The sequence below is a fragment of the Nocardioides sp. JCM 18999 genome (genome assembly GCF_055391175.1).
This window is the reverse complement of record NZ_AP043887.1, coordinates 1,698,850-1,725,505: the sequence shown is the minus strand read 5'-3', so window position 1 is coordinate 1,725,505 and position 26,656 is coordinate 1,698,850. Positions and strand designations below refer to the sequence as shown.

Here is a 26,656-nt window from a genome sequence, read left to right as displayed (position 1 = left end):
TGGCCATGGTCGTGATGCTCGCCTGCGGTCTGCTGCTGGTGGCCGGGATCGGCCTGGCCTGGCGGTGGCGGGCGTCCCGGCTCGAGCTGCCGGCGTGGGCGCTCGACGATCCCGCCGGTCGCGCCGACCCGCTGCGTGCCCTGGTCTGGTTGCTCAACGTGGCGATCCTCAGCGGGCTCCTGATCGGCGTGCTGGTGATCGGCCCGGCCGGGCGGCTCGCGATGCGGCTGCTGGCCGCGACCTCGTCGCAGGCGGCCCAAGGCAGGATCACCGACGCGGACGAGGTGGTCGGCGAGATCACCCTCAACGGCACTCTGGCGTTCTTCACCTTCGTCGGCCTGCCGTTCGGGCTGATCGTCGGCTTCCTCTACGCCTTCACCTCGTTCTTCCTGCCGCGTGGTCCGGTCGGCGGTGGGTTCTTCGGTGCGGCGCTGCTGGTGGTCTTCGGCGCCACGGTGGATCCACTTCGGAAGGAGAATCCCGACTTCGACATCCTCGACCCGGGCTGGCTGGCCGTCCTCACGTTCGGATCGATGGCGGTACTGACCGGGCTGGTCATCGCGCCCGTCGCAGGCAGGATCGGCACCCGGATGTCCGCGCCCCGCCTGCGGTGGGCTGCCTGGCTCCTGCCCGTCGGACTGGTCGTCCTGGCGGCCCTGGCCAATGCGCCGCTGTGGGTCCTGTTCGGCGCGCTCGTCGCGTGCGTCGTCCTCGTCCTCGCCCTGGTGGTGCCACCCGGCCGACGCACGGTCATCTGGCGGCACGGCCGTCGGGTGGTGCAGGTGGCCCTCGTCGCCGTCGTGGCATGGGGGGTGCCGGGGTTCGTCTCGGCCGTCTCCAGCATCTCCTGACCGGAGGAACCGCGTGACCACCCGACCACGTCGTACAGGCATGAGGTTGCTGTGCACGGCCGCCGCCGTCCTGTGCGGGGTCACGACGTTGGCCGGCTGCGGCGAGGACGACCTGACCGCGGGCGACTGGGCGCCGCACCCCTACGACGGGCCGCTCCAGGTGTCGAAGGCCGAGTCCCGGCACCCGAGCGCCCGCGCCGCCGGCAACGTCGTCGACTGCGACACCTGGGGAGACGGCCGCTTCAGCGGAAGCGGGGTCTACAGCGAGGGAGCCACCGCCGACAGCCCCAGCGGGGCGATGGAGACCGCGCGCAGCGAGCGCGCCTTCGGCGGGGCGACGGACGGTCTGCTGATCGCCCAGCAGACGGACGATCGTGTCCTCAACGTGCTCGAGGTCGATGGCGTGATCAAGCAGGCCGTCATCGTCCACGACGGTCCGGCGACCGAGGGCGCCGGTGGCCCGGGCTGGTACGTGGAGTCCTGGGCGCACTGCGACTTCTCCGAGCTTCCCCCCAGCTTCACCGACTCGATCGGACTCCAGATCTGGACCGACGCCGAAGGGCGAGCGGTGCCCACGACGACGATCGAGTCGTGGGTCGGCCCGGAGCACTGCGACTGGCAGTCGATGACCTTCCTGATGCTGGGGGAGGACACCTACGTCCGCCACCCGCTGCCGGAGCTGTCCGACTACGTCGTCATGCCGTTCGAGACCCGCACCGAGCTCCCTGCCGATGCGGTCGACACGGGGTTCGAGCGGGACGGCGACCACCTGTGGCTCTCGAGCGACGGGCGGCGTGCCTTCGTCGGCACGACCGCCGAGGTGGAGGCCTGGCCCCGGGAGAGCCGACCGCTCGGGTGCGACTGACCGACCGGCGACTCATCGGGTGACCCGGAAGGTCTTCGTCAGCGTCGCCGTGGAGTCGTCGCCGGCGAACACGTCGATGGTGCCGGGTTCGACGACGAACCGGCCACGGTTGTCGTAGAAGCCGAAGTCGCTCGCGTCGAGGGTGAACCGCACGGTCTTCGACGCACCGGGCTTCAGGGTGACCCGCTCGAACCCACGCAGTCGGCGCACGGGCTGCGAGATGCTCGCGACCGGGTCGTGCAGGTAGAGCTGGGCGACGTCGTCACCGGCGACGTTGCCGGTGTTGGTCACCTTCATGGAGGCGACGACCGAGCCCTTCCGCGTCACCGTGCTCCTGCTCAGCGTCAGGTCGGAGACCTTGAAGCTCGTGTAGCTCAGCCCGAACCCGAACGGAAAGAGCGGGTCGCACGAGCGCAGGTCCCTGTACCGCGAGTTGTACTTCTGGGTCACGTCGCACGGACGACCCGTCGGCTCGTGGTTGTAGTAGAGCGGGACCTGGCCGAGGCGCTGCGGGAAGGAGACCGGCAGCTTGCCGCCGGGATTGACCTTGCCGAAGACGACGTCGGAGACCGCGTTGCCTGCCTCGACTCCGGGGAACCAGGCCTCCAGCACGGCCGGGGCGCTCGCCACGACCTGCGACAGGGTCAGCGGCCGGCCGTTGAAGAGCACGACCACGAACGGCTTGCCGGTCGCGGCGATCGCATCGATCAGCTCCTGCTGCTTGCCGGGCAGGTCGATCGTGGAGCGACTCGTCGCCTCCCCGCTCATCTCCCGGGTCTCGCCGAGCGCCAGGACGACCTGGTCGGCGGCCTGTGCCTTCGCGACGGCCTCGCCGAAGCCGGCCGTGGTCGGGCAGTCCTGCGACGGGTCGTAGTCCGCGGGCTCCTTGTTGCTGAGCGCGCACCCCTGGGCGTACGTCGTCGTGGCACTGGATCCGGCCGTGATGCCCTTCAGCACGCTGACCGCGTCGGCGTCCTCGCCCTTGCCCCACCACGGGCCGAGCATGTCGTGCGGGTCATCGGCGAGTGGGCCGATCACCGCGGTGCTCTTGGCGGGGTCCAGCGGCAGGGTTGCTCCCTTGTTCTGCAGCAGCACCATCGACCGGCTCGCCGCGGTCCGTGCCGCCGACCGGTCGGACGCGGTGAGGAAGCTGGCCGGGTCGGTCGCCCTGGTCTGGTCGACGTACGGGCGCTCGAAGAGTCCGGCGCGGAACTTGACCCGCAGGATCCGACGGACCGCGTCGTCGAGGCGCTTCATCGTGATCGAGCCGTTCGTGAGCAGCTCACGCCCGTAGTCACGGATGTTCGTGCTCACCATCTCGGAGTCGGTGCCGGCCATCAACGCGTTCGCGCCCGCCTCAGGACCGTCGGCAGCGGTGCCGTGGCCGCAGGAGCCCTCGTCAGGGCGCTTCGGCGGGCAGGCCCGGGTCTCGGCGACGGCGGTGTAGTCACTCTCGATGAATCCGTCGAAACCCCACTCCTTCTTCAGGATCTGGGTCTCGGTGTAGTCGTTGGCGCAGCCGGGGACGCCGTTGATCGCGTTGAACGAACACATCACGGTGTCCGCCCCGGCGTCGATGGCGGCCTTGAACGGCGGCAGGTACAGGTTCCGCAGCGTCTGCTCCGACAGGTCGGTCGTGTTGTAGTCGCGACCACCCTCGGCGGCGCCGTACGCGACGAAGTGTTTGACACTGGTGACGGCCTTGTCGGGCCGGCTGTAGTCGGCCCCCTGGGCACCCTTCACCCGGGCCGCGGCCATCGCCGAGCCCAGGTAGGGGTCCTCACCGTTGCCCTCGACGATCCGCCCCCAACGCGGATCGTGCGAGACGTCGACCATGGGGGAGTAGATCTGCTTGATCCCGACGGTCGTGGACTCGCGGGCGCCGATCGTGGCGTCGGTCTTGGCGACCTCCGGGTCGAAGGAACTCGCTGCACCGAGAGGCGCGGGGAAGATCGTCCGATAGCCGTGGATGGTGTCGTAGGCGAACAGGATCGGGATGTGCAGCCGGTACTGGGTCATCGCGATCCGCTGGTAGTGGTCGATCTTCGCCGGGTCGGTGAGGCTGAAGACGCCGCCGACGCCGGCCTTCGCGTCAGCGTCGGTGATCTGACCGTCCGAGAGGAGCTGCACCTGCTGCAGCTTCTCGGTCGTGGTCATCCGCTTGAGCAGCTGGTCGACCCGCTTCTCGATGTTTCTGCTGGGGGCACCGCGGGTCGGGTTCAGTGCTTGCTCGTCCGACGAACCTGCGTCGCTGGCCAGCACGCTGCCGGCCGTCAGGCACCCGACGATCAGCGTTCCCGCGATCAGTGGTGCACCGATGATCTTCTTCATTGTCGACTCCTAGAGCGTCCCGAGCAGTCCGCATCGACGATGCGGCGGTGACGCCAGAAGTGACGTGCGTCACATCAACGGCCGTACCCCCGTGGAGCTCGTTCCATTCGCACGTCGTCACTCGAGGAGGTTGGCGCGCAGGAACCGCACCTCGTCCTGGTCGAGGCGCGCCTGGACCCGACGGAGCACGATGTCGTCGATCCGTTGCTGGTCACGCAGCTCCAGGAGCGCCTCGCGGCGCCGGCTCAGCAGGGCGAGGGAGAGGGCCCGGAACTCGTCGTCGTGCTGCACGACCGGGTGGCCGTCCTCGCCGTCGGCGGCGAGCAAGGAGCGCTGCTTCTCGAGCTCGTGGCGCACGCGTTCGACGACCTTCGGCCCGCTGCCGAGCTCGGCGGCCGTGTCCTCGAGCGCTGCGAGCGCGACGTCGAGCGTGTACTCGTCGGCGTACTGGAGCTCCTCGGCGACCGAGGTGTCGGCCGGCAGCTTCGCGAACCGGACCACCGCCGGGAGCGCGAGCGCCTGGAGGAGGGTCAGCACGATGACGCCGGACGCGATCAGGACGATCAGGTCGCGGTCGGGGAACGGGGCGCCGGAGTCGAGCGTGTGCGGGACGGCCAGGACCGCGGCGAGGGAGACCGCACCCCGGAACCCGGCGATGGCACTGACCGTCCGCTGCCGCGCCGGGATGCGGCGGAGGCGTTGCGCGGGACGCCGGTCGAGCGTCCGGATGACGTAGGGCATCGTGAAGGTCCAGACCCAGCGGACCCCGATCACCACCGCCGTCACGATCAGGATGTCGAGCAGGGCGCGCGACATCGACGTGCTGCTCAGGTCGCGGAAGGCGGCGTGCGCCGAGATCCCGACCAGGACGAAGAGTGCACTGCTGAGCACCGTGGTCGACAGCGCCCAGAACGGGTTGAAGAACTGCCGGGTGACCGCGCTCGTGATGCGTGGCGTCACCTGGCTCATGAAGAGACCGCACGCCACCACCGCCAGCACCCCGGAGGCGTGCAGGGCGTCGGCCGCGAGGAACGCCACGAACGGGGTGACCAGCATGGTGATGCTCTCCAGCATCGGATCGTCCATCCGGCGACGTACCTGCCAGCTCAGCAGACCGGCGAGTCCGCCGGCGAGGACGCCCCCGGCGTAGGACCAGACCAGCAGGGCCGAGACGTGCCAGCCGGAGAGCTGCTCCGCGCCGACGGTGACACCGACCGCGAGCCCGTAGATCACCAGCGCGGTGCCGTCGTTGATGAGGCTCTCGGCACGCAGGACCGTCACGGTGCGGCGGGGCAGGTCGTGCGCCAGGACCCCGACCGCGGTCGCGTCGGTCGGCGCCAGGGCCGCGCCGAGGACCCAGGCCGGACCCCAGGCCAGCCCGAGGGCATGTGCGGTCGCCGCCACCGCGGCGGCGGTCAGGGCGACCAGTGCTGTGCTGGTCAGGACGACCACCCGCAGGTTGTTGCGGATCTCGCGCAGCGACGTGGTCAGGCTCTCCCAGTAGAGCAGCGCGGGCAGGAAGATCAGCAGCACCGCCTCCGGCGGGAGCTGCGCCTTGCTCAGCGCGGGGACGAACCCGATCGCCACGCCGACCGCGACCAGCAGCAGCGCCGGCGCGATCGGGTACTTGCGGGCGAGGGCGCCGCACGCGACCAGCGCGACGCCGAGGACGACGACCATCTCGAGTCCGAGCACGTGCCCATCCTCCCGAGTTCCGCGTTCCGGTGCCATCGCAGGGGCGGATCGAACGCCACGTACGCTCGCCGGATGACCCTGTTCATCGACTGCATGCTGGTGGGCGGTGTCGCGCTCGAGCTGGTGGGCGCGGGTGCTCTCGCGCACAGCCACAACGCCGAGTCGATCGTCGAGCTGCGTGACCGGATCGGCGACGAAGGCACCGCGATGGGGCAACCCGACGCCATCTCGACGCACGCCCGGCTCCTGGCAGAGAAACGGGTCGGATTCCTGCTTCTCTGCGTCGGTCTCCTGCTCACCCTGGTCGGGCTCATCGCCGACAGCTCCGAGAGCGTGCTGCTGATGAGCGTGATCGGAGCCGCGACGCTCGTCCTCGGAGTGTTGGCGACCGGCTACTTCACCCGGATCCTCGGGGACCGGTACCGCGACCAGGCACGCCAAGCGCGTTCGGCGGACGACCCGGACGCGTTGCCCGAGCAGTAGTTGCCCGAGCAGTAGGAGGTCAGCGCACCAACGTGCTGGCCAGCTGCCGGGCGGCGCGGACCTCGCCGCCGCGCCGGACGGGCCGATACGTCGGCCGCTGCTGACGCGCCGCCATCATCGCCGAGGCGAGCTCGCGAGGGTTGGTCCGGGCGTAGTCCATGCGCGTCCCGGCACCGAAGTGGTCGAGCCGGTGCGCGACGAAGTGCTGCTGCTCCCAGTGGTGCGCCAGCGGGAAGTAGACGAAGGGCCGGCGGGCCGCGACCAGCTCCATCGTGGTCGACAGCCCGCCCTGGACCACGGCCACGTCGGCGCAGGCGAGGTGCTCGAACAGGGACGGCACGTAGCCGAGCTTCTCCATCCCGTCGACGTCGGGGAGCGTGTCGGGATCCAGGCGCGGTCCGGTGACCATCACCATCCGGGCGTCGGGCTCCTGCCGGCGCACCAGCGCGAACGCCTCGGCGGTCAGCTCCAGCAGACTGCGCCCGACCGCGGTGCCGCCGACGGCGGCGACGTAGAGCGGATAGCCGGTCCCGTACCCGAGTCGTCGGCGCAACGCCTGGGGACGCCGGTAGTCGCGGGGGTCGAACGGGACGACGTACGGCACCGAGGTGAACTGCTCGCGGGTCCAGTCCCGGACGGTCGGCAGGCCCTCGCCCATCGAGGCGTCGGGGAGCTCGTCGAAGCCGCCGATGAAGACCGAGCGGTCCCGCACCATCGGGAACCGGGCGCGGTGCTCGATCATCTCCAGGTTGTAGTCGGCACACAGCTCGGCCTCGCGCGGGTCGCCCTCGGGGTTCACGGGCAGGAACCCGACCACGTCGGTGAGGAAGGCGTACGGCGCGATCTTGCGCTCGGGGTTCTCGTGCAGGAAGTGGTCGACGTCCCAGGCCTCGTCGCCGACCCAGAGGTCGTACGGCGTCTCGCGCACGACCTCGTCGAAGAGCATGTAGTTCGCGCAGAAGATCTCGTCCATCCGCCGGAAGGCGTGGAACGCGTGCAGGTCGTGCCCCGCTGCCTCGCTCTCCCAGTGCGCCGACTCCGAGGCGAGGTCGGCGCTGGCCGGGTGGATCAGCTCGCCCTCGGCCGCCAGCACCTCGGTGACGGGGGACTGAGCCAGCCACTCGATCTCGAGGTCGGGCACCTCGGCACGCAGGGCTCGGGCGATGGTGAGATCACGCAGGACGTGGCCGAGGCCGATCGGGGAGCAGACCCAGAGCGCACGGCGGGTGCGCCGCTGAGCGAAGACCCACGGGGTGGTCCGTGGCGTGGAGGTGTTCATGTCGACGAACTCCTTGATCAGCGTGGTGACGATGACGGGGTGGCGTGCGTGCGGGAGGTGGCCGGCGCCCTCGAGCACGACCAGCCGGCCGCCGGTGAGCTCGGCGAGACGCTCGGACCGGGCGAGCGGCTGGCAGGTGTCCTCGGTGCCGTGGATCACCAGCACGGGGCAGGCCAGCTGACGGCAGAGCGCGACCGCCTCGTCCTCGGTGGCAGGGGTGAGGTCGGCATGGGTGCGGGCGGTGAGTGTGTCGGCGTCGGTCTCGTGCGTCCAGGCGACCAGGTCGTCGAACGCCTTGGTCACGTGCGGCTCGGGCAGCAGGATGTCGGAGTGGTACTGCGTCCACCCGGCGAAGTCGCCTCGCCACCGTGGGGCGTCGACGGGACCCAGCGGCGACGGGTTCGGCGCGAGCGGGTGCACGCCGGCCCCGATCGCCACGATGCCGCGCACCCGCGCCGGTGCCGTAGCGGCGGCCAGGAGCGACCACTTGACCCCCGAGCAGAGCGCGACCAGGAACGCCGCCTCGGTGTCGGTGGCGTCGAGCACAGCGAGCGCGTCGTCGGCCTGGACGGTGTCGGCGTACGCCGCCGGGTCGGCCGGTCGGGAGGAGCCACCGTTGCCACGCGCGTCGATCGTGATCACGCGGAAGTGCCGCGCCAGCGTGGGCACCTGGGCCTTCCACTGGCGTCCGTCGACGACGGGGAACGTGCCCATCATCAGCACCGTGGCCGGACCGGACCCGAAGACCTCGTAGTGGATCTGGACACCGTCGCGGTCGACCTCGCCAACGACGTCGGGCTCACGCGCGCGCACCGCCGGTCACCTCCCGGGCGAAACGCAGCAGCCGGTGGTTGAACCAGACCGGGTGCCGGGCCTGGACGCAGTGGCCGCCTCCGACGACGAGCTCGAGCGGCGCGTCGAGCGCGGCGGCCAGCTGCTCCGCGGTCTCGAGCGGCACGATCCGGTCCTCGTCGCCATGCAGCACGAGCGAGGGACACCGGATCTGCGTGGCCAGCCGGGCGGCGCTGGTCGGACCCGCGGTGGGCGGGTGGCGGTCGAGGAACGGTGCCCGCTCCGCGGCGATCAACGTCTCGGCGTCGGTCTCGCCGACCCAGTCGACCGCGTCGTCGATCGCCTTGCTCGAGTGGGGTTCGGAGAAGACCTCGCCGAAGAACCAGCGGGCGAAGCCGGGCAGGTCCTGGCGCCAGTACTCGGCGTTGAACCGCCCCCAGCCGACCCCGCTGCGGAGGGGCCCTTCGAACGGGGGCGTCCAGCAGGCCGGCGCCTCCTCCGCCATCCGCACCGAGGGTCCGACGAAGACGGCACCGTCCACCCGGTCCGGATGCGCGGTGGCCAGCTGGAGCAGGACCCTGCTGCCCATCGACAGCCCGACGCAGACCGCGCTCGCGGTCTCAGTCGCGTCGAGCACGGCGGCCGCGTCGGCGACCAGCTCCTCGTCGGCGTACGCCGCCGGGTCCTGCGGTCGGTCGGATCGACCGTTGCCGCGCGGATCGGCGACGATGACGCGCAGGTGGCGGGCCAGGTAGGGGACCTGCATCTTCCAGACGCCGGAGTGGATCGCACACCATGTCGGCAGCAGGAACACCGTCGTCGACCCCGAGCCATGCACCTCCCAATGGAGGCGCACGCCCGCTCGGACGGCGTCGCCGACGAGATCGGGCTCTCGGGCACGCACGACCTCATCCTCCTCCCGCTGGCGATCCTGCGCGCCTGCGCTCAGGGTCGCGCTTCGTAGACGATGTTGAACGGGGTCTCGGTCGCCCGGCGGAACCGGGTGAAGCCGGCCTCCGTGACCAGGTCGGCGATCGCCTTCTCGCCTGCCTGCGCGCCGAGTGAGTACCCGCCCGGCTGGGAGAGCGCGTTGGGCACGCAGAGGAAGGTCGAGAAGCCGTAGTAGACCCGGCCCACGGGGTTGAGGTTGTCGCTGACCGCGTCGCCCGCGTTCGGCTCAACGATCAGCCAGGTGCCGTCGGCGTCCAGGGATCGGCGGATGTGTCTCGCCGCCCCGACCGGGTCGCCCATGTCGTGCAGGCAGTCGAAGGTGGCGACCAGGTCGTAGTCGTTCCCGGGGAAGTCCTGGGCCGAGGCCACCTGGAAGTCGACCCGGTCGGACAGGCCCGCGTCGGCCGCCCGCTTGCGGGCCAGCTCGATGGAGCCTTCGTGGTAGTCGCAGCCGACGACCTGGGACTCGGGGTAGGTCTCGGCGAGCAGGATGGTCGAGGCGCCCAGCCCGCAGCCTGCGTCGAGCACCTTGGCGCCTCGGGTGAGCTTCTCCGCGACACCGTCGAGGGCCGGGATCCAGCTGGGCACCAGGTTGGCGACGTACCCTGGCCGGAAGAACTGCTCACAGCCGACGAAGACGTCGTCGTCGTGCTCGTGCCAACCCATCCCGTGGCCGGTCCGGAACGCCTCGGTGATGCGGTCCTCGGCCTTGAGGGCGGCCAGGGCGAGCACGAACGCTCCGGGTGCGTACACCGCCGTGTCGGGCTCGGCCAGGATGAAGGCCTGCTCCTCGGTGAGCGAGTAGACGTCGCTCGCGGCGTCGTACTCCAGGTAGCCACCGGCGGCCTGGCCACGCGCCCACTCGGTGACGTAGCGCGGGTCGCAGCTGGTCCGGCGGGCCAGGTCGTCGGCCGTTCCGGGGTTGTCGACCAGGGCCCCGTAGAGCCCGAGCCGGTGGCCGATGACGACCTGGCCGGCGGTGATCGTCGCGCCCAGGTCGCCGACGAACCTGTGCAGGAACTCGTTGAGCTTGTCCTCGTTCATGTCGCACCTTCGTTGTCTCGTGTGCCGACCCGGACGGCCGGTGAACGATGTCTACGAGGTGGTTGCGGTGGGCGACATAGGGGTTATCCCTAGTGGGGTGCCGCTAGCGCGGCTGGCCGGCGATCCAGGCGGCGACGGCGGCACGGTTGTGCACGCCGAGCCGTTGCATCGCGTTGCGCAGGTGCAGCTCGGTGGTCTTCTCGCTGATCCCGAGCTCGCGGCTGATCTGCCGGTTGGTGCGCCCGTCGGCGACGAGTTCGGCGACCTCACGTTGGCGGGCGGTCAGCTCGGCGCTCGCCGTGTCGCTCGCACCGTCGGTGCCGAGGGTGGGGGAGACGAGCCCCGTGACCAGGTCGGTGACAGCGTGCGAGCCGAGGCTCTCCCCGGCGCGGTGCTCGTGTGCAGCCTCATCCGTGCCGAGCAAGATGGCGGTGCGGGCGGTGGCACGGTGGATCCGGTCCTGTTCGGCCGCGGTCGCCCGGGCCGCGGCGCGCTGGCGTTGGGCGGCACCTGCCCCGAGCAACCGGGCAGCCGTCGAAGCGGCACCGCGGGCGAGGGCGACCTCCGCGAGCGCCTCCAGACTCTGCGCGATGCCCCGGACGTCACCGGCCGCGCTGTGCAGCTCGAAGGCACGGGCCGCGGCGCGACCGGCGGCCCCGGCGTCGCCCTGCGCGGCGAGGACGACCGCGAGCCCGCACGAGGTCACCGCGACGGCCCACGGGTAGTCCAGCGCGTCGAAGATGCCCAGCGCCTCGCGCAACAGCACCTCGGCGGTGTCGAGATTGCCGAGCTCGGCTTCGAGCAGCCCGAGGTCACAGGCCGCCCACCCGATCCCGCGATCGTTGCGGACCGCCTCATAGATCCCGCGCGCCCGCCGGTAGTGGGCCCGTGCCTCCTCGTAGCGGCCGGTCTCCCGGGCGACGTGACCGAGGAACGCCGTCGCGAAGGCCACCCGCCGTTCATCCCCGCGGTCCTCGCAGATGGCGTACGCCGTGGCGAGCCGCTCCTCGGCAGCGGCGAGGTCACCGAGCGCGAACGCGACGACCCCGGTGGCGACGAGGATCGCCGAGGCTGCGTCCGGTCCGGCCGTTTCGAGATCGCTCTCGCGCGGTGCCAGGTCCTCGGCGTGGATCGGCGCGCCGCGGGTGTACCAGTACCAGCTCAGCGCGGCTGACAGCCAGAGCGTCGCCTCGGCATCGGTGTCGCGGACGACCGTGAGTGCGACCTCGAGGTCACCGCGCACGATCTGGGAGCGGTGCCAGATCATGTTCTCCTGCCCGGTGCCGATCGTCGCCTCCCAGCTGCGCGCGACCTCGGTGAACCAGGCCGCATGCCGGGCTCGCACGCTGGCGCGTTCGTCGTGCTGCTCCAACTGTTCGGCGCCGTACTCGCGCAGGCTGATCAGCATCCCGAACCGGGCCGGCCCGCCGTGAGCGCTCTCGTCCTCGCTCGGGATCCGCCGGATGAGGCTCTTGTCCAGCAGCGACTCCAACCCGCTCAGGACGTCGGGCGCGTCCTCACCCGCGCAGACCGCCTCGGCCTCGGCGAGGGTCCAGCTGCCCTCGAAGACCGAGAGTCGTCGGAAGATCGCCTGCTCGCCGGGTGGGAGCAGGTCGTGGCTCCAGGTGATCGCGGCGCGGAGGTCCCGGTGGCGCGCAGGGCTGTCGCGGGTCGTTCCGACGAGGTCGTCGGTGCTGTGCTCGAGTCGGAACGCGAGCTCGCTCGGGGTGAAGACGCGCAGGCGGGCGGCTGCGAACTCGAGTGCCAACGGAAGCCCGTCGAGGCGCTGGATGATCTCGGTCAGGGGCCGGGCTGTGCGCGGGGTGAGGGTGACGTAGGCCGGCGCCTGGGCGAGGACGAGCGCGATCGCCGGATTGGTGGCGAGCCGCTTCAGGTCGCCCTGACCCTCGCCCTCGACGTCGAGCTCGGGAACGGGCAGGGGAGGCAGTGGCCATTCGTGCTCGGCAGCGATGTGCAGCCGCTCGCGGCTGGTCGCGAGGATCTTCAGGCCGGAGTGCTCGGCGAGCAGCTCGGCGATCGCGGGTGCCGCGTCGAGCAGGTGCTCGCAGTTGTCGAGCACCACCAGCGTCTCGCGGTCGGCGATCGCGCCCGCGTGGGAGAGCCCGCAACCGTGCGCGATCTCGTCGACGACCAGGTCGGGGTTGCGCACCGGGGTCAGGTCCACCCACGCGACGCCGTCGTCGAACCAGTCGGCGACGGCCTCGGCGACCGCCAGCGCGAGGCGGGTCTTGCCCACTCCCGGTGGGCCGGTCAGGACGATCAGGCGCTCCTGAGCGAGCAGCGCCGAGCCGAGGTCGGCCAGGTCGGTCTCCCGTCCGAGCAGGGAGGCAGGCGACAACGGGAGTGAGCGTCCGAGCGCCATGATTCGATCCTCACCCGTGCCCGGACTGTTGGCTAGGTGCAATGCGGACGACGACCCGGATGCAATTCCCGAGCGGGAGGGGCGAACGGTGGATCATGATGGCCGCATGGATCAGGCCGACCTCGACCAGGTGAGTGCCTACCTCTGCGCCTCAGACGTGGTCGCGCCTGCGGACGGGTATGCGGTGCGGGTCACGGGAGTCAGCATCGTGATCGGCGAGATGTGGCACGGCTCGGACGGCTCGTGGAAGCAGGATGACGAGCTCTTGATCGACTACGTCGTCGGAAGTTTCCCGCCCGCTCAAGCCACGCAGCCGCTCCCCGCCCCCTGGCACGAGAGCCTCGAGGAGTACTGCGAGGGGGTGGCCACCGAGCTGAACGCCTGGGCGACGGAGCACGTACGAAAGTTCGAGCCCCTACCGATCCCGGACCGCGATGATGTCGCGCGCGACCTGCCATCCTGCGAACAGCTCTGGGAGATCCTCCGATCCGACTTCACCGAGGTCCGCGACGAGCCCGTGGGCTTCAGTGGCGTGTTCTACGACGATCGCCGCGTCGCGCTCAGGTTCACCGCGGTGCAGTGGCAGGACTTCGTGATCGGTTGCGAGATCGGGTGTCGAGCTGACTATGGAGTCGATGCCGACAGCGCCGGGCAGGGTCCGGCGGTGGCGGGGGACTACGTCTCCGAGCTGCTGGCCAGCGGTGAAGGGTGCGAGGGTCTGGAGCTGCAGGACGGCAGACTCAGTCGGTTCGGACAACGCGCCACCGGGTGACAGTTCGAGTTCGGGCGTAGCCTCGAAGCATGGCCAGCTACGAGGTCAACCAGCCTGCCGTGACGAAGGCCCTGAGCCTGATCGGGAGCCGGCAGTACGTGCTCGACAGCGAATGGGGCGAGGTGCAGCCCGATGCTGCCGCTGGCACCGCGTTCCTCGAACGGCACTCCTGGGACGAGTACGCCGCCTGGCACCTCGGCCTCACCGTCGGCGCGAACGACGAGACGAAGGCTCGCTACGCGTTCGTGTTCGGTGACTTCCGGCGCGTGCACCGCAGCGGGCTGATCGCGTGTGTCTACCGCGCGGCGGAGTGGCGTCACAAGAAGGTCGAGCTGGCCGCGCACAGGCTCCTGCAGGAGCTCGATCGGCAGGCCGGAATCTCCTGATCAGGGTGAAAGCTGATGCCCAGCCCTCGAGAGTGGCGCCGGCGTCACGCTAGCTTCCTCCGCCACCCCAGTCCGCCAGCTCGGCGATCGCGTTGCGGAGAGCGAATCCACGCTCGGTGAGTGCGTACGCCCGGGTGTTGTGATGCAGCGGCAGGCGGGTCAGGACGCCGGCCGCCTCAAGCTCGCGCAGGCGGGTAGCGAGCATGTTCGTTGGCGCGCCGAGGTCGCGCTGGAGGTCGCCGTACCGTTGCGGGCCTTCGAGGAGACGTTCCACGACGAGGAGTGCCCATCGTGCCCCGACGACTTCCAGAGCGGCGGCGAGGTCGCTCACGCCGTCGGTTCGGCGTCCGACTTCATCCAGAACGGCGAGTAGTGGTAGCCGTCGGGGTCGTCGAACTGGCGCTGGTACATGAAGTCATAGTCGTCGGTGTCGCCGATCCGCCCGCCGGCGGCACCGGCGCGCTCGACGAGTTCGTCGACCGCCTCGCGGCTACCCAGGTCGAACGAGACGGTGACCTTGGAGGGGGTGGACGGGCCGCCGACGAGTTCCTCCACGCCGCCGACGGCTGCGTACATCTCGCGGCTGCCGAGCATGACGTACTGCTCCGCCGCGATCGCGAAGCAGGACACGTTGTGGTCGGACATCTCGGCGTTCAGGGTCCAGCCGAGGGAGGAGTAGAAGGCGGTGGAGCGCTCGACGCTCTCGACGGGGCAGGTGATGAAGAGGCTCATGGATAGATGCTTGCAAAATGCAAGTGCCTGGTCAAGGGCCGTCTTCGGCCGCACATGCCGATGGAGAGCCGCTGGGCGACCTCTTGGTTGCTAAGTGGCGCGAAACTCGCGAGCCTGGCCGCAAAGTGATCGCATTTGGCGCCACTTAGCGCTCGACGGGTTCAGGCTCCCTCGCCCGGGCGATCGACCATCCGGGGCGAGGGTAGATCCTGACCATGCCGACGATCGGGCGTCTATTCACTGATATCCAAGAGCGCCCGAGGGTCTTCTCGAAGCCGCACTAGTAGGCCCTCGGGGTCCTCGCCGGCGGCTCCAACGGTCGCCGCGCTCTCGTGTTCGCCCAACGCTTCGTAGACCCCGGCAGAACGCACTCACATGCCGCACCGCTCATCTGCATGTGCTGTCCAGCCGCGACGAACTGACGTACATCGGTCAGCGGAGGTTGGGTTGGGGTGCCCATCTCCGGGCCTGCGCTGCTCAGGCTCCGGTCCGACCGTCGATCCCTTCGCGAAGCAGGTCGGCGTGCCCGCAGTGCTGGGCGTACTCCGTGACCATTCGGAGGACCAGCCAGCGCAGATCGACATCCTCATGCCAATCCAGCGGGCGGGCAGTCTCGTCGAGCTCGTGAGCGGCGACGATTTCACGAGAGACTGCGCACTCGTCGCGCCAGGTCTGCAGGTCGGCGGCGAAGTCGGCGTCCGTGGGCACGTCGAAGTCGAGGCTGGGGTTGTCCTCGGTGAAGAACAGGAACGGCACATCGCGTCGTTCGAAGTTCTGCTGGAACCACCATCGTTCGCACCCGGCGAGGTGGCGGACCAGGCCGTGAAGGGACAACGTCGATGGCGGCATGGATCGCGTCCGGGCCTGTTCCGGGGTCAGGCCGCGGCACTTCATCTCCACCGTTGCCCGGTAGTGGTCGAGATAGGCCGCGAGCGCCTCCCGTTCGTTGGCCACGCGGGGGATCCGCGGACGGTCATCGTCCGCCCACTTGGGTGCGAAGGCGTCGATACTGAGACCGGACTCCGGTCCGACCGTCCCTTTCGCGGAGGTGTCGCTCATGCACTGCACCCTGCCATGGGGATTCCAGGCGCAGCCTCAACGCGTGGGCGGCCGCGGCATGTGGGCGAAGGGCGCGCTAGGCGACGAAGCTCCACTGAGTGACAGCGCGGGCGGGGGTCCAGCCGGTGAAGGTGCCGATCGGCGCGGCGGTCTCGACGGCGATGCGGGCCAGCTCCCCGCCGTGCTCGCGGTAGAGGCCGGCGAGGAGCTGCTCGGTCTCGAGGGTGACGCCGTGCACGACGAGACGGCCGCCGGGTTTCAGCGCCGCGAGGCAGGCGTCGATCACGCCGTCGCGGGTGGCGCCACCACCGATGAAGATCGCGTCGGGTCGGGGGAGATCGGTCAAGGCGTCGGGGGCGCGGCCCTCGACGACGGTGAGGCCGGGGACGCCGAGATTCCTGGCGTTGCGGGCGATCCGACCGGCCCGGTCGGGATGGGCCTCGATCGCGATGGCGGCGCAGGTGGGGTGGGCGCGCATCCATTCGATCCCGACCGAGCCGGCCCCAGCGCCCACGTCCCAGAGGTGTTCACCCGGGACGGGGGCGAGCCGGGCCAGGGCCGAGGCGCGCAGGTCGCGCTTGGTGAGCTGCCCGTCGTGCTCGAACGCCTCGTCCGGCAGCCCGGCGACCCAGCCGCCGAGCGACTGACCCACGCAGGTGATCGCGACGATGTTGAGCCGCGAGGTGGGGAACTCCTTGCCGAGCAGGACGAACGCCTTGTCCAGGTGGACCGAGCCCGACAGCGCCGGATCGCCCAGATCGTTGAGGATGGCCAGCTCGCTGTCGCCGTACCCGGACTCGCCGAGCAGCTCCGCGACCTGACGCGGGGTGTGCTCGTCGGAGGAGAGCACCAGGATGCGGCGGCCAGGCGCGAGCTCCCGGCGGACGAGTGAGACGTCGCGGCCGACGACGCTGACGGTCGCGTGCGATTCGGCCGGCCAGTGCATCGAGGCGCGCGCGAGCGCCACCGATGAGACTGCGGGGACGACGAGGAGCTCTCCGGGGCCGAAAAGCTCGGTCAGCGTGGTCGCGATCCCGGAGACGTAGGGATCCCCGGAGGCCATCACGACGATGTTCCGCTGGGGATGCGTCGCCACGAGGTCGCGCAGGCCGGGTCGCAGCGGAGAGGGCAGCGGCAGCCGGGTCTGGCCCTCGACCTCGGGCAGGAGGGCGAGCTGCCGAGCGCCGCCGACCACGACGGCGGCGTGGCTGACCCACTCCTGCGCGGCGTTGTTCATGCCGGCCCAGCCGTCGGCCCCGATACCCACCACGATGATCACGCGGCCAGACGCTATCGTGTGCCGGACAAGGCGAGAGGTGCCCCAACGACTCAGTCATCGGAAACGGTGGCGAAGGTCGGCGGGGAGAATCTGGGAAGCCGGTGAGAATCCGGCACAGGCCCGCTGCGGTGAGCCGAGCCGTCTCTGAGCGATCAGGGATGGACTCGGTCAGTCCGAAGACCGGCCTCCCGCCAGACCACCGGACAGGCCCGTCCGGTGGCGAACTGAGCGGGAGCCTCACATGCGATCTACGTACCCCTTTTCTGCCCTCGTCGGCGCTCACCCTGAACAGTCTGGGCAGCCCGACCAGATGGCGCTCGCCCTCATCCTGACCACGATCTCTCCGCAGATCGGTGGCGTCCTGATCCGAGGCGAGAAGGGCACCGCGAAGTCCACTGCCGTCCGCGCCCTCGGCGCCCTGCACCCGCCCCTGGTCGAGCTCCCGATCGGCGCCACCGAGGACCGGGTGATCGGCTCCATCCAGCTCGAGCAGGCCCTGACGGCCGGCACGATCGAGGTCGAGAAGGGGCTGCTGGCCCGCGCCGATGGCGGCCTGCTGTACGTCGACGAGGTCAACCTGCTGCACGACCACCTGGTCGACCTGCTGCTCGACGCGGCTGCGATGGGTCGGGTCACCGTCGAACGCGACGGCATCTCCGTCGAGCACGACGCCCGGTTCGTGCTGGTCGGCACGATGAACCCCGAGGAGGGCGAGCTGCGGCCTCAGCTGCTCGACCGGTTCGGACTCACCGTCGAGGTCGCCGCCCCGCGGGACCCGGCGCTGCGCGCGGAGGTGGTCCGGAGGCGGATGGCGTTCGACGCCGACCCGGCGGGTTTCGCGTCGCGGTTCGCCGAGGACGAGGCGCGGTTCGCCGGTCGGATCGCCGACGCGCGTGGGCGACTCGCGACGGTCCGCCTGGACGAAGCGGCGCTGCTGAAGATCGCCGAGATCTGCGCGGCCTTCGAGGTCGATGGCCTCCGGGCCGACATCGTCACCGCCCGCACGGCCGTCGCTCACGCGGCGTGGGCCGGCCGGGACACGGTGGAGCGTGCCGACATCCGGGCCGCCGCGTTGCTGGCCCTGCCGCACCGGCGGCGCCGGAACCCGTTCGACGCTCCCGGCATGGACGAGGAGCTGCTCGACCAGCTGCTCGGCGACGACTCGCCCGAACCGGAGCCGGAACCGCCAGCACCCCCGCTGCCGGAGTCGTCGGAGTCTCCGGAGTCGTCGGAGGACGAAGGAACGACGTCGTCCGAGCCCGGGGACTCCGACACGCGCACCCCCGCAGGCTCCGGTGAGACCAGCGACTCCGTGGTGGCCGCCGCGGCGCCGTACCGACCGAAGCTGCTGACGGTCCAAGGCGTCGGAGGGGGATCGGCGGGCAAGCGCAGCCGCGCCCTGTCGAGCACGGGCCGTCGGATCGGGGCCCGTCCCGGAAGCACGGGCGGCCTGCACCTCGTCGAGACGATCAAGGCGGCCGCCTCGGCGGGGCGACGCGAGCTGCGACCCGTCGACCTGCGCACCGCTGTGCGTGAAGGGCGCGAGGCCAACCTGATCCTCTTCTGCGTCGACGCGTCGGGCTCGATGGCCGCGCGGAAGCGGATGACCCAGGTCAAGACCGCGGTCCTCTCGCTCCTGCTCGACGCCTACCGTCGCCGCGACAAGGTCGGACTGATCACGTTCCGCGGGCAGGGCGCCGAGCTGCTGCTGCCCCCGACCCGCTCCACCGACATCGCCGCTGCCCGGCTCGCGACGCTGCCCGCCGGAGGACGCACGCCGCTGGCCGCGGGGCTCGAGGAGGCTGCACGGGTGATCGTCCGCGAACGGCGTCGCGACCCGTCGCTGCGGCCGCTCCTGATCGTGGTCACCGACGGCCGCGCGACCGGCGGGGGAGACCCCTTGGTCGCCGCCGACGGGATCGCCGCGCTCGGCGTCACCACGTTCGTGCTCGACAGCGAGACCGGTCCGATGCGACTGGGACTCGCCGAGCGGCTGGCCGAACGCCTCGGCGCGACCCACCTGCCGGCCGATGCCCTCGGCACGCTGCTGGGCGAGGGCGAGGTGGCCTGATGCCGCAGGGACAGCCGAGCATGATCCCCGACGACGGCCTGACCACCCGGCAACGGCGCAACCGGCCGCTGCTGATGGTGCACACCGGCCCCGGCAAGGGGAAGTCGACCGCCGCGTTCGGGCTCGCGATGCGCGGCTGGAACCAGGGCTGGAACATCGGGGTCTTCCAGTTCGTGAAGTCGGCCAAGTGGCGGATCGGGGAGCAGACCGTCCTCGAACGCCTCGGAGCACTGCACCTCGAGACCGGCGAGGGCGGCCCGGTCGAGTGGCACAAGATGGGCGCCGGCTGGTCCTGGACCCGCAAGGCCGGCGACGCTGACGACCATGCCCGAGCGGCCGCCGAGGGGTGGGAGGAGATCAAGCGCCGCCTCGCCGAGGAGACCCACGACCTGCTCGTGCTCGACGAGTTCACCTACCCGATGACCTGGGGCTGGGTCGACGTCGACGACGTCGTCGCCACGCTGCGTGAGCGTCCCGGCCACCAGCACGTCGTGATCACCGGACGCAACGCCGACCCGCGCCTGGTCGCCGCCGCCGACCTGGTCACCGAGATGACCCAGGTCAAGCACCCGATGGAGGTCGGTCAGAAGGGTCAACGGGGGATCGAGTGGTGAGGCTCCCGCGGCTCGTCGTCGCAGCCCCGTCGACCGGGTCGGGCAAGACCACGATCGCGACCGGACTGATGGCCGCCCTGCGCACCGCCGGCCACGTCGTCAGCGGCCACAAGGTCGGCCCCGACTACATCGACCCCGGCTTCCACGCGCTCGCCACCGGACGCCCGGGCCGCAACCTCGATCCCCACCTGGTCGGCGCGGAACGGATCGTTCCGCTCCTGCTGCACGGCGCCAGCACGCCGACACCGGTCGACGTCGCGATCATCGAAGGCGTCATGGGCCTGTACGACGGCCGGCTCGGCGCCGACGGGTTCGCCTCCACCGCCCACGTCGCCACGCTGACCGGCTCGCCCGTCGTGCTCGTCCTCGACGTCGCCCGGATGTCACGCACCGCCGCCGCGATCGCCGTCGGGATGGCCGCCTTCGACCCGACGGTGCGGATCGCCGGGGTCGTGCTCAACCGCACCGGGTCGGCGCGCAACACCGCCGAGATCGAGGCCGCGCTGACCGACGCCGGCCTGCCGGTGCTCGGCCGCCTCCCGCGCGACGAGACCCTGTCCGCCCCGTCGCGGCACCTCGGTCTCGTCCCCGCCGGCGAACGCGACGAGTCCACGGCGCTCGTCCACCGCCTCGGCGCCCGGGTCGCCGAGCACCTCGACCTGGCGGCCCTCATTGAGGTGGCACGGTCCGCCCCCGATCTGGACGCCGAGCCGTGGGACCCCACCGTCGAGGTGCGCTCCCCGGCGCGTCAGCACCGTCCGGTGATCGCCGTCGCGGGCGGACGGGCGTTCACGTTCCGCTATCCCGAGACCGAGGAGCTCCTCGTCGCCGCGGGGTGCGAGGTCGTCGCCTTCGACCCCCTCACCGACCGGACACTGCCGCCCGGCACCAGCGGCCTCTACCTGGGTGGCGGGTTCCCCGAGGTGCACGCGGCCGAGATCGCCGGCAACACCGGCCTCCTCGCCCAGGTCCGTGAGGCAGTCTCCGCCGGACTCCCGACCGTCGCCGAGTGTGCCGGGCTGCTCTACCTCGCCCGGTCCCTCGACGACGTACCGATGGTGGGCGCGGTCCCGACCGCGGCGGCGATGACCGAGGCCCTCACGCTGCGCTACCCGACCGCCACCGCGCCGACCGACACCCTCCTCACCCGGGCGGGGGAGCAGGTGACCGGGCACGAGTTCCACCGCACCGCCGCGGTCCCGGGCGTCGGGGACCAGCCCGCGTGGGAGGTCGAGGGCGAGCCGATCGGGTTCGGCGGACCGGCGCTGCACGCCTCCTACCTGCACACTCACTGGGCCGGGCACCCTCAGCTGGCGCAGCGGTTCGCCGACGCGGCCCACGCCTACACCTCGGTCCCGGACCTCCAGCACCACGGGGACGCCGAGGTCGGCGTGGGCCTGGTCGACTTCGCCGTCAACGTGTACGACGGTCCGCGACCGTCCTGGCTCGACCACGCCCTCACCGGCTCGCTCGCCGAGGTCGGGGCCTACCCGGACGCCACCGCCGCGACGGCTGCGATCGCCGCGCGGCACCGCCGCCCGCCCGCCGAGGTGCTCGCGACCGCCGGAGCGGCCGAGGCGTTCACCCTGATCGCGCGGATGCGCGGCTGGCAGCGTCCCGTGGTGATCCATCCGCAGTTCACCGAACCGCACGCCGCGCTGGAGCAGGCCGGCCACCGCGTCACCCCCGTGCACTGCCGAGCCGACGACGGGTTCCGGCTCGACCCCGATGCCGTGCCCGCCGACGCGGACCTCGTCGTCGTGGGCAACCCGACCAACCCGACCGGGGTCCTCCACCGGAGGAGCGACCTCCTTCGACTGCTCCGACCTGGTCGGGTCGTGGTCGTCGACGAGGCGTTCATGGACGCGGTGCCCGGCGAACGCGAGGCCCTGGCAGGCACGAGGCACGACGGCCTGGTCGTGCTGCGCAGCCTGACCAAGCACTGGTCCATCCCCGGCATCCGCGCCGGTTACGCCGTCGGCGACCCCGCACTGGTCGAGGAGCTGCGCGCCGTGCAGACACCCTGGTCGGTGGCGGCGCCCGCGATCGCCGCGATGGTCGCCTGCAGCTCCGACGCCGCGACCGCTGAGGCCGAGGCACGCGCCCGGCGGATCGCCGCCTGGCGGGGCGAGCTCCAGGCCGGACTCACCCGACGCGGGATCGACCACATCGCCTCGGACGCTTCGTTCGTCCTCGCCCGACCCGGAGCCGGCACCCACCAGGCGCTGCGTCGGGCAGGGATCGCCGTTCGGCGCGCCGACACGTTCCCCGGCCTGGACGACACCTGGATCCGGATCGCCGTCCGACCACCCGAGACCACCGCACTTCTGCTCACCGCACTCGATAGGAACCCCCGATGACCACCTCCCACAGCGTCTCCGCCCCGTCCGAGATCGCTCGCGACCATGCGGCCAAGCGCCTCGCCTCCCTCGCCACGCCGCCCGGTGCGCTGGGTCGGTTGGGTGAGCTCGGCGTCTGGGTCGCCGCCTGCCAGGGTCAGGTCCCGCCGGCGCCGGTCGACAACGTCCGGCTCGTCATCTTCGCCGGCGACCACGGCGTCGCCGCCCACGGCGTCTCGGCGTTCCCGCCGGCGATCACCGGTGCGATGGTGCGCACCTTCCTGCTCGGCAAGGCAGGCGTCAGCGCGCTCGCCGGCGCCCACGGGGTGGCCGTGCGCGTGCTCGACCTCGGCGTCGACGAGGACTTCGAGGACCTCGACGAGGCGACCCGCAGCGCCCTGACGGCGTACAAGGTCCGGCGCGGCTCCGGCGCGATCCATCTCGAGGACGCCCTCACCGACGAGCAGACCCGCGCCGCGCTCGCGGCCGGTGCCGCCGTGGCTCGGGAGGAGATCGCCGCAGGCGCCCAGCTGCTGATCAGCGGCGACATGGGGATCGGCAACACCACGCCCGCGTCGGCCCTGATCGCCGCCGCCCTGGGCCTGCCCGCCAGCGAGGTCGTCGGTCGAGGTACCGGGATCGACGACGCCGCGCTGATCCACAAGACCGCCGTGATCGACGCGGCGCTGGCTCGCGCCGGGTCGCGCACCGCGGACCCGGTTGCGACCCTCGCCAGCCTCGGCTCGGCTGATCTGGCCGCCACCACCGGCTACCTGCTCGCCGCCGCCCAGGAGGGCGTGCCGGTCCTGCTGGACGGCCTGATGAGCGTCGCGTGCGCGCTCACCGCCGACCGGATCGAACCCGGGGCGGCCGCCTGGTTCGCCGCCGGACACCGCTCGACCGAACCCGCGCAGACCCTCGCGCTCGAGCACCTCGGGCTCGAGCCGCTGCTCGACCTCGGCCTGCGGTTGGGTGAGGGTTCCGGTGCGGTGGCGGCGGTCCCGGTCGTGCGCAGCGCCGCCGCCCTGCTGCGCGACGTCGCGCTCCTGTCCGAGCTCGGAGCCTGATGCTCGCTCGAGCCGCCGGCCTCCTGATCGGGTTCGCCGCCGATCGGATGCTCGGTGATCCGCAGCGGTTCCATCCGGTCGCCGGCTTCGGTCGGGTCGCCCGGCGGCTCGAGGAACGGATGTACGACGACTCGCGGCTGCGCGGCGTCGGATTCGCCGTCGCCTTGGTCGGTGGCGCTGCGGCTCTCGGGGTGGTGGCCGACCGCGGCGGCCCGTTGCGCCGCACCGTCGTCACCGCCGTCGCGACCTGGGCCGTGCTCGGCGGGCGTTCCTTGGAGCGGGAGGCCCTCACGGTGCACCGGTTGCTCGAGGCCGGTGACCTCCCGGCGGCGCGGGTGCAGGTGAAGCGGCTGGTCGGTCGGGACACCGCCGACCTCACCGACTCCGAGGTCGCACGGGCCGTGGTCGAGTCGGTCGCGGAGAACACCTCCGACGCGGTGGTCGCGGCGCTGGTCTGGGGCGGCCTCCTCGGAGTCCCCGGGCTGCTGGGATACCGGGCCGCCAACACCCTGGACGCGATGGTGGGCCACCACAACGCCCGGTACGAGAACTTCGGCTGGGCCGCCGCCCGGTTCGACGACGTCGCCAACCTGCCCGGTTCCCGACTCACCGGCCTGCTCGGCCTGGCCGCGGCGCCGGCGCGCGCCGAGGCCGCCTGGGCGACCTGGCGCCGGGACGCCGCCGCGCATCCGAGCCCCAACGCCGGCGTGGTGGAGTCGGTGTTCGCGGGCGCGCTCGACGTCCGGCTCGGCGGCACGAACACCTACTACGGCACCCGGGTCGAGCACCGGGCGATCATGGGCGACGGCCGTGCCGTCTCGCCCGCCGACATCCCGGCCGCGACCCAGCTGGCGCGTCGGATCGGATGGGGAGCGGCGCTGGTGGCTGCGGCGACCGCGCTGGCGGGGGTGCGCCGATGAGCGCGCTGGTGCTCGTCGGGATGTCGGTCTCCGACGTCGACCGGCGTGAGCTGCTGCTCGCGGCCGCCGCCGACCGGGGTGGCACCACCGCGTTCCTCCAGATGGCCGAGCCGTCCCTCAGCGCGGAGCTGACCCGGTTGGCTGATGCCGGTGCCACCGCGATCACCCTGGTCGGGGTCAGCACCGGCCCGCTCGCGCCGGGGCACAGCTGGCTGCGCCGGATCGCCGCGCACTGGTGGCGGGAGCGCGCCGGCGTGAAGCCCGAGATCCGGGTGGCGACCCAGCTCGCGGGCGGACCCGGCTCCGTGGGCGACGTACTCCCCGAGACGAAGTCGATCACCGGCGCCGAGCCGGGGCTGACGTCCGAGGCGTGGGAGAACGTGACCGGCCACCGGCACCAGGTGATGATCTGCCGCGGACCTCGGTGCACGGCCAAGGGCGCCGAGAGCGCCATGCGGGGGCTCATCCTCGGGATGCTCGAGCACAACCTCGGCGACAGCGACGTCCTGCTCGTTCACACCGGATGCCAGTTCCCCTGCAACCAGGCTCCGGTGATCAGCGTGCAACCGGACGACGTCTGGTACGGCCACGTCGATGCCGAGACCGCCTCAGCGATCGTGGCCGAGCACTTCGTGGCCGGTCGGCCGGTCGCGAGTCACCGGTTGCGGCGCGACGCGTAGGTCCGCTTGTCGTCGTACATCGCGCGATCGGCCTCGGCGATCACCGCTGCCGGATCGACGGGGGTCGCCCGGTGCGCGGTGCCGATGCTGACGTCGAGGCGCCAGCCGGTCCCGCCGACGACGAACGGCTCGGCGAAGACCGCCCGCAGACGGGCGACGAGCGCCGCTGCGACCTGAGCGGGATCGGCGTTGCTCGGCACCAACCTCGCCGCCAGGAACTCGTCACCGCCGAGCCGGGCGAGCACCTCGCCCTCCTGCATCGCCTCGCCCATCCGGGCGGCGGCCTGGGCCAGGACCTCGTCCCCGGTGCGATGACCCGCCGTGTCGTTGATCCGCTTGAACCCGTTGAAGTCGAGCACACAGGCGAGCAGGAGCTGGTCAGGGACGACGGACATCGCCGGCAACGAGTCCTCCAGCACCGTGCGGTTGCGCAGTCCGGTGAGGTGGTCGTGGTGGGCCGCCCACTCCAGCCGCTCGCGGTGGGCTGCCATGTCGGCTCGGATGAGGGCGTTCTCCAACGCCGCCGCGGCGTGCTCGGCGAACAGGCGGAGGATCTCGCGCGCCGACGGGTTGGGCAGCAGCCGGTCGCGGGGCATGTCGACGCTGAGGAACCCGAGGAGCCCGGCCGAGCCCGTCAGCAGGGGGACACAGAGCAGGTCGTCCGGGTGCCAGGCCTGCGGACCCTCGGTCGGGAGCTCGTCGCTGCGCCAGGTCGGGAGGCCCTCCAGGGCGACGACCCGGTCGTGCGGCACGAAGTAGAGCCCGTCCCAGTCGGCGGCAGCTTCCAGGATGCTCTCCCACTGGGCGGCGGCGAGGACCTGGCCCAGCAGGGCCTCGCGGACGTCCGGACCGCCGTGCACGGCCACGTTCTCGAAGTCTCCGTCCGGTCGCCGCAGCCCGACCGAGGCGGCGGTGAAGCCGGTGGCGGCGGGCACGTTGTCGACGATCGCCTGGAGCGTCGCGGCCAGGTCGAGGTGTTCATGGACGAGCCGCGTGGCACCGAGCACGTCACCGAGATTGAGGTGCGACGGCATGCCCCGATCACATCACACGGGGCATGCCGTCGCGGGCAAATGATCCTTTCGGACCGTCAGAACTCCTCGTCGAAGTCCACCGTGCCGGTGACACCGACCTGGTAGGCCGAGACCTTCCGCTCGAAGAAGTTCGACAGCTCCTGGACGTCCTGCAGCTCCATGAACGCGAGCGGGTTCGCCGATCCGTAGATGATCGGCAGACCGAGGCGTTCCATCCGGCGGTCCGCGACGAACTCCAGGTAGGAGCGCATGTCCGCGGTCGACAGACCGGCCACTCCCTGACCCAGGAGGTCCTCGGAGAACTGGGCCTCGGCGTCGACGCCTTCGATCAGCATCTGGCGCACCTTCTGGGCGAGGTCGTCGTCCCACAGGTCGGGCTCCTCCGCGCGGGCGGTGTCGACCACGTCGAAGGCGAACGCCATGTGCATCGACTCGTCGCGGAAGACCCAGTTGGTCCCCGAGGCCAGCCCGTTGAGCAGGCCACGCGAACGCAGGAAGTAGACGTAGGCGAACGCACCGTAGAAGAAGAGCCCCTCGATCACGGCGGCGAAGCAGATCAGGTTGAGCAGGAAGGCCTTGCGGTCCTCCCTGGTCTCGAGGGTCTTGAGGTCGCCCAAGGAGTCGATCCACGTGAAGCAGAAATCCGCCTTGTGCTTGATCGACGGGATGTTCTCCACTGCGGCGAACGCCTCGAACCGTTCGGCCTCGTCGGGGACGTAGGTGTCGAGCAGGTTCAGGTAGAACTGCACGTGGACGGCCTCCTCGAAGAGCTGCCGGCTCAGGTAGAGCCGACCCTCGGGGGAGTTGACGTGCTGGTACAGGTTGAGCACCAGGTTGTTCGCCACGATCGTGTCGCCCGTCGCGAAGAACGCCACCAGTCGCGAGATGAGGTGCCGCTCGGCGGGGCTCATCCGAGCCAGGTCCTTCAGGTCCGTGTGGAGGTCGATCTCCTCGACGGTCCAGGTGTTCTTGATCGCGTCCTTGAAGCGGTCGAAGAAGTGCGGGTAACGCATCGGACGCAGGGTCAGA

At 71.3% G+C, this 26,656-nt stretch carries 24 protein-coding genes and 1 riboswitch; of the genes, 12 read left to right on the top strand and 12 right to left on the bottom strand.

Going from position 1 to position 26,656, the window contains the following annotated elements:
• Nucleotides 1–5: 5 nt before the first annotated feature.
• Nucleotides 6–851 (top strand): hypothetical protein, encoded by an 846-nt coding sequence (locus ACZ5J1_RS08385; protein ID WP_464564290.1) that lies wholly within the window; start codon nucleotides 6–8, stop codon nucleotides 849–851.
• 40 nt (nucleotides 852–891) lie between these two features.
• A complete protein-coding gene (locus tag ACZ5J1_RS08380; protein WP_464564288.1) occupies nucleotides 892–1,716 on the top strand; it encodes a hypothetical protein in 825 nt (274 codons plus the stop codon).
• 12 nt (nucleotides 1,717–1,728) lie between these two features.
• Here ACZ5J1_RS08380 and bglX read toward each other — a convergent pair whose 3' ends face one another.
• On the bottom strand, nucleotides 1,729–4,047 hold the full coding sequence (gene bglX, locus ACZ5J1_RS08375; RefSeq protein ID WP_464564286.1) for a beta-glucosidase BglX: 2,319 nt from the start codon (nucleotides 4,045–4,047) through the stop codon (nucleotides 1,729–1,731).
• Between the two features lie 117 nt (nucleotides 4,048–4,164).
• Entirely contained in the window at nucleotides 4,165–5,742 is a 1,578-nt protein-coding gene (locus ACZ5J1_RS08370; RefSeq protein ID WP_464564284.1) for a Na+/H+ antiporter, read from the bottom strand.
• A gap of 72 nt (nucleotides 5,743–5,814) precedes the next feature.
• Here ACZ5J1_RS08370 and ACZ5J1_RS08365 point away from each other — a divergent pair, with 72 nt between their 5' ends.
• Nucleotides 5,815–6,225: a hypothetical protein gene (locus ACZ5J1_RS08365; RefSeq protein WP_464564282.1), complete on the top strand. Its 411-nt coding sequence runs from the start codon at nucleotides 5,815–5,817 to the stop codon at nucleotides 6,223–6,225.
• 19 nt (nucleotides 6,226–6,244) lie between these two features.
• On the opposite strand, the gene ACZ5J1_RS08360 is transcribed toward ACZ5J1_RS08365, so the two are convergent.
• Both ACZ5J1_RS08360 and ACZ5J1_RS08355 read right to left on the bottom strand, forming a co-directional pair.
• Nucleotides 6,245–8,317, bottom strand: coding sequence for an alpha/beta fold hydrolase (locus ACZ5J1_RS08360; RefSeq protein ID WP_464564280.1), 2,073 nt, complete (start codon nucleotides 8,315–8,317; stop codon nucleotides 6,245–6,247).
• Entirely contained in the window at nucleotides 8,304–9,134 is an 831-nt protein-coding gene (locus ACZ5J1_RS08355; protein ID WP_464564278.1) for an alpha/beta fold hydrolase, read from the bottom strand. The genes ACZ5J1_RS08360 and ACZ5J1_RS08355 overlap by 14 nt, the downstream gene beginning before the upstream one ends.
• Between ACZ5J1_RS08355 and ACZ5J1_RS08350 the strand changes: the two genes are divergently transcribed.
• Nucleotides 9,129–9,260: a hypothetical protein gene (locus ACZ5J1_RS08350; protein ID WP_464564276.1), complete on the top strand. Its 132-nt coding sequence runs from the start codon at nucleotides 9,129–9,131 to the stop codon at nucleotides 9,258–9,260. The genes ACZ5J1_RS08355 and ACZ5J1_RS08350 overlap by 6 nt on opposite strands.
• On the opposite strand, the gene ACZ5J1_RS08345 is transcribed toward ACZ5J1_RS08350, so the two are convergent.
• The gene (locus tag ACZ5J1_RS08345) at nucleotides 9,242–10,291 is read right to left on the bottom strand and encodes a class I SAM-dependent methyltransferase (RefSeq protein WP_464564274.1); all 1,050 of its coding nucleotides are present in this window, start codon (nucleotides 10,289–10,291) and stop codon (nucleotides 9,242–9,244) included. The genes ACZ5J1_RS08350 and ACZ5J1_RS08345 overlap by 19 nt on opposite strands.
• Nucleotides 10,292–10,394: 103 nt before the next feature.
• On the bottom strand, nucleotides 10,395–12,674 hold the full coding sequence (locus ACZ5J1_RS08340; protein WP_464564272.1) for an ATP-binding protein: 2,280 nt from the start codon (nucleotides 12,672–12,674) through the stop codon (nucleotides 10,395–10,397).
• 106 nt (nucleotides 12,675–12,780) lie between these two features.
• Between ACZ5J1_RS08340 and ACZ5J1_RS08335 the strand changes: the two genes are divergently transcribed.
• Both ACZ5J1_RS08335 and ACZ5J1_RS08330 read left to right on the top strand, forming a co-directional pair.
• Nucleotides 12,781–13,446: a hypothetical protein gene (locus ACZ5J1_RS08335; protein ID WP_464564270.1), complete on the top strand. Its 666-nt coding sequence runs from the start codon at nucleotides 12,781–12,783 to the stop codon at nucleotides 13,444–13,446.
• Nucleotides 13,447–13,475: 29 nt separating this feature from the next.
• The gene (locus tag ACZ5J1_RS08330) at nucleotides 13,476–13,832 is read left to right on the top strand and encodes a hypothetical protein (RefSeq protein ID WP_464564269.1); all 357 of its coding nucleotides are present in this window, start codon (nucleotides 13,476–13,478) and stop codon (nucleotides 13,830–13,832) included.
• A 49-nt stretch (nucleotides 13,833–13,881) separates the two neighbouring features.
• Here the strand turns inward: ACZ5J1_RS08330 and ACZ5J1_RS08325 are convergent, their stop codons facing one another.
• The 4 genes from ACZ5J1_RS08325 to cbiE all read right to left on the bottom strand — a co-directional run bounded on the left by ACZ5J1_RS08325 (nucleotide 13,882) and on the right by cbiE (nucleotide 16,902).
• Nucleotides 13,882–14,163: a winged helix-turn-helix transcriptional regulator gene (locus ACZ5J1_RS08325; RefSeq protein WP_464564267.1), complete on the bottom strand. Its 282-nt coding sequence runs from the start codon at nucleotides 14,161–14,163 to the stop codon at nucleotides 13,882–13,884.
• Nucleotides 14,160–14,564 (bottom strand): VOC family protein, encoded by a 405-nt coding sequence (locus ACZ5J1_RS08320; protein WP_464564265.1) that lies wholly within the window; start codon nucleotides 14,562–14,564, stop codon nucleotides 14,160–14,162. The genes ACZ5J1_RS08325 and ACZ5J1_RS08320 overlap by 4 nt, the downstream gene beginning before the upstream one ends.
• A gap of 477 nt (nucleotides 14,565–15,041) precedes the next feature.
• The gene (locus ACZ5J1_RS08315) at nucleotides 15,042–15,623 is read right to left on the bottom strand and encodes a DinB family protein (protein WP_464564263.1); all 582 of its coding nucleotides are present in this window, start codon (nucleotides 15,621–15,623) and stop codon (nucleotides 15,042–15,044) included.
• Nucleotides 15,624–15,699: 76 nt separating this feature from the next.
• Nucleotides 15,700–16,902, bottom strand: coding sequence for a precorrin-6y C5,15-methyltransferase (decarboxylating) subunit CbiE (gene cbiE, locus ACZ5J1_RS08310; RefSeq protein WP_464564261.1), 1,203 nt, complete (start codon nucleotides 16,900–16,902; stop codon nucleotides 15,700–15,702).
• A gap of 56 nt (nucleotides 16,903–16,958) precedes the next feature.
• A riboswitch (cobalamin riboswitch) is annotated at nucleotides 16,959–17,103 on the top strand.
• Between the two features lie 109 nt (nucleotides 17,104–17,212).
• Between cbiE and ACZ5J1_RS08305 the strand changes: the two genes are divergently transcribed.
• Genes ACZ5J1_RS08305 through ACZ5J1_RS08280 form a run of 6 tightly spaced genes read left to right on the top strand, consistent with a single transcriptional unit; the run spans nucleotide 17,213 to nucleotide 24,593 of the window.
• The gene (locus ACZ5J1_RS08305; protein WP_464564259.1) at nucleotides 17,213–18,973 is read left to right on the top strand and encodes a VWA domain-containing protein; all 1,761 of its coding nucleotides are present in this window, start codon (nucleotides 17,213–17,215) and stop codon (nucleotides 18,971–18,973) included.
• The gene (gene cobO, locus ACZ5J1_RS08300) at nucleotides 18,973–19,587 is read left to right on the top strand and encodes a cob(I)yrinic acid a,c-diamide adenosyltransferase (RefSeq protein WP_464564257.1); all 615 of its coding nucleotides are present in this window, start codon (nucleotides 18,973–18,975) and stop codon (nucleotides 19,585–19,587) included. The genes ACZ5J1_RS08305 and cobO overlap by 1 nt, the downstream gene beginning before the upstream one ends.
• A complete protein-coding gene (locus ACZ5J1_RS08295) occupies nucleotides 19,584–21,947 on the top strand; it encodes a cobyrinate a,c-diamide synthase (protein ID WP_464564255.1) in 2,364 nt (787 codons plus the stop codon). Before cobO ends, ACZ5J1_RS08295 begins: the two co-directional genes overlap by 4 nt.
• Nucleotides 21,944–22,993 (top strand): nicotinate-nucleotide--dimethylbenzimidazole phosphoribosyltransferase, encoded by a 1,050-nt coding sequence (gene cobT / locus ACZ5J1_RS08290; protein ID WP_464564253.1) that lies wholly within the window; start codon nucleotides 21,944–21,946, stop codon nucleotides 22,991–22,993. The genes ACZ5J1_RS08295 and cobT overlap by 4 nt, the downstream gene beginning before the upstream one ends.
• Nucleotides 22,993–23,913 (top strand): cobalamin biosynthesis protein, encoded by a 921-nt coding sequence (locus ACZ5J1_RS08285; protein WP_464564251.1) that lies wholly within the window; start codon nucleotides 22,993–22,995, stop codon nucleotides 23,911–23,913. The genes cobT and ACZ5J1_RS08285 overlap by 1 nt, the downstream gene beginning before the upstream one ends.
• The gene (locus ACZ5J1_RS08280; RefSeq protein ID WP_464564250.1) at nucleotides 23,910–24,593 is read left to right on the top strand and encodes a (2Fe-2S) ferredoxin domain-containing protein; all 684 of its coding nucleotides are present in this window, start codon (nucleotides 23,910–23,912) and stop codon (nucleotides 24,591–24,593) included. Before ACZ5J1_RS08285 ends, ACZ5J1_RS08280 begins: the two co-directional genes overlap by 4 nt.
• On the opposite strand, the gene ACZ5J1_RS08275 is transcribed toward ACZ5J1_RS08280, so the two are convergent.
• Entirely contained in the window at nucleotides 24,569–25,627 is a 1,059-nt protein-coding gene (locus tag ACZ5J1_RS08275; protein WP_464564248.1) for a sensor domain-containing diguanylate cyclase, read from the bottom strand. The genes ACZ5J1_RS08280 and ACZ5J1_RS08275 overlap by 25 nt on opposite strands.
• A 56-nt stretch (nucleotides 25,628–25,683) precedes the next feature.
• A complete protein-coding gene (locus tag ACZ5J1_RS08270; protein ID WP_464564246.1) occupies nucleotides 25,684–26,640 on the bottom strand; it encodes a ribonucleotide-diphosphate reductase subunit beta in 957 nt (318 codons plus the stop codon).
• Between the last annotated feature and the right edge of the window lie 16 nt (nucleotides 26,641–26,656).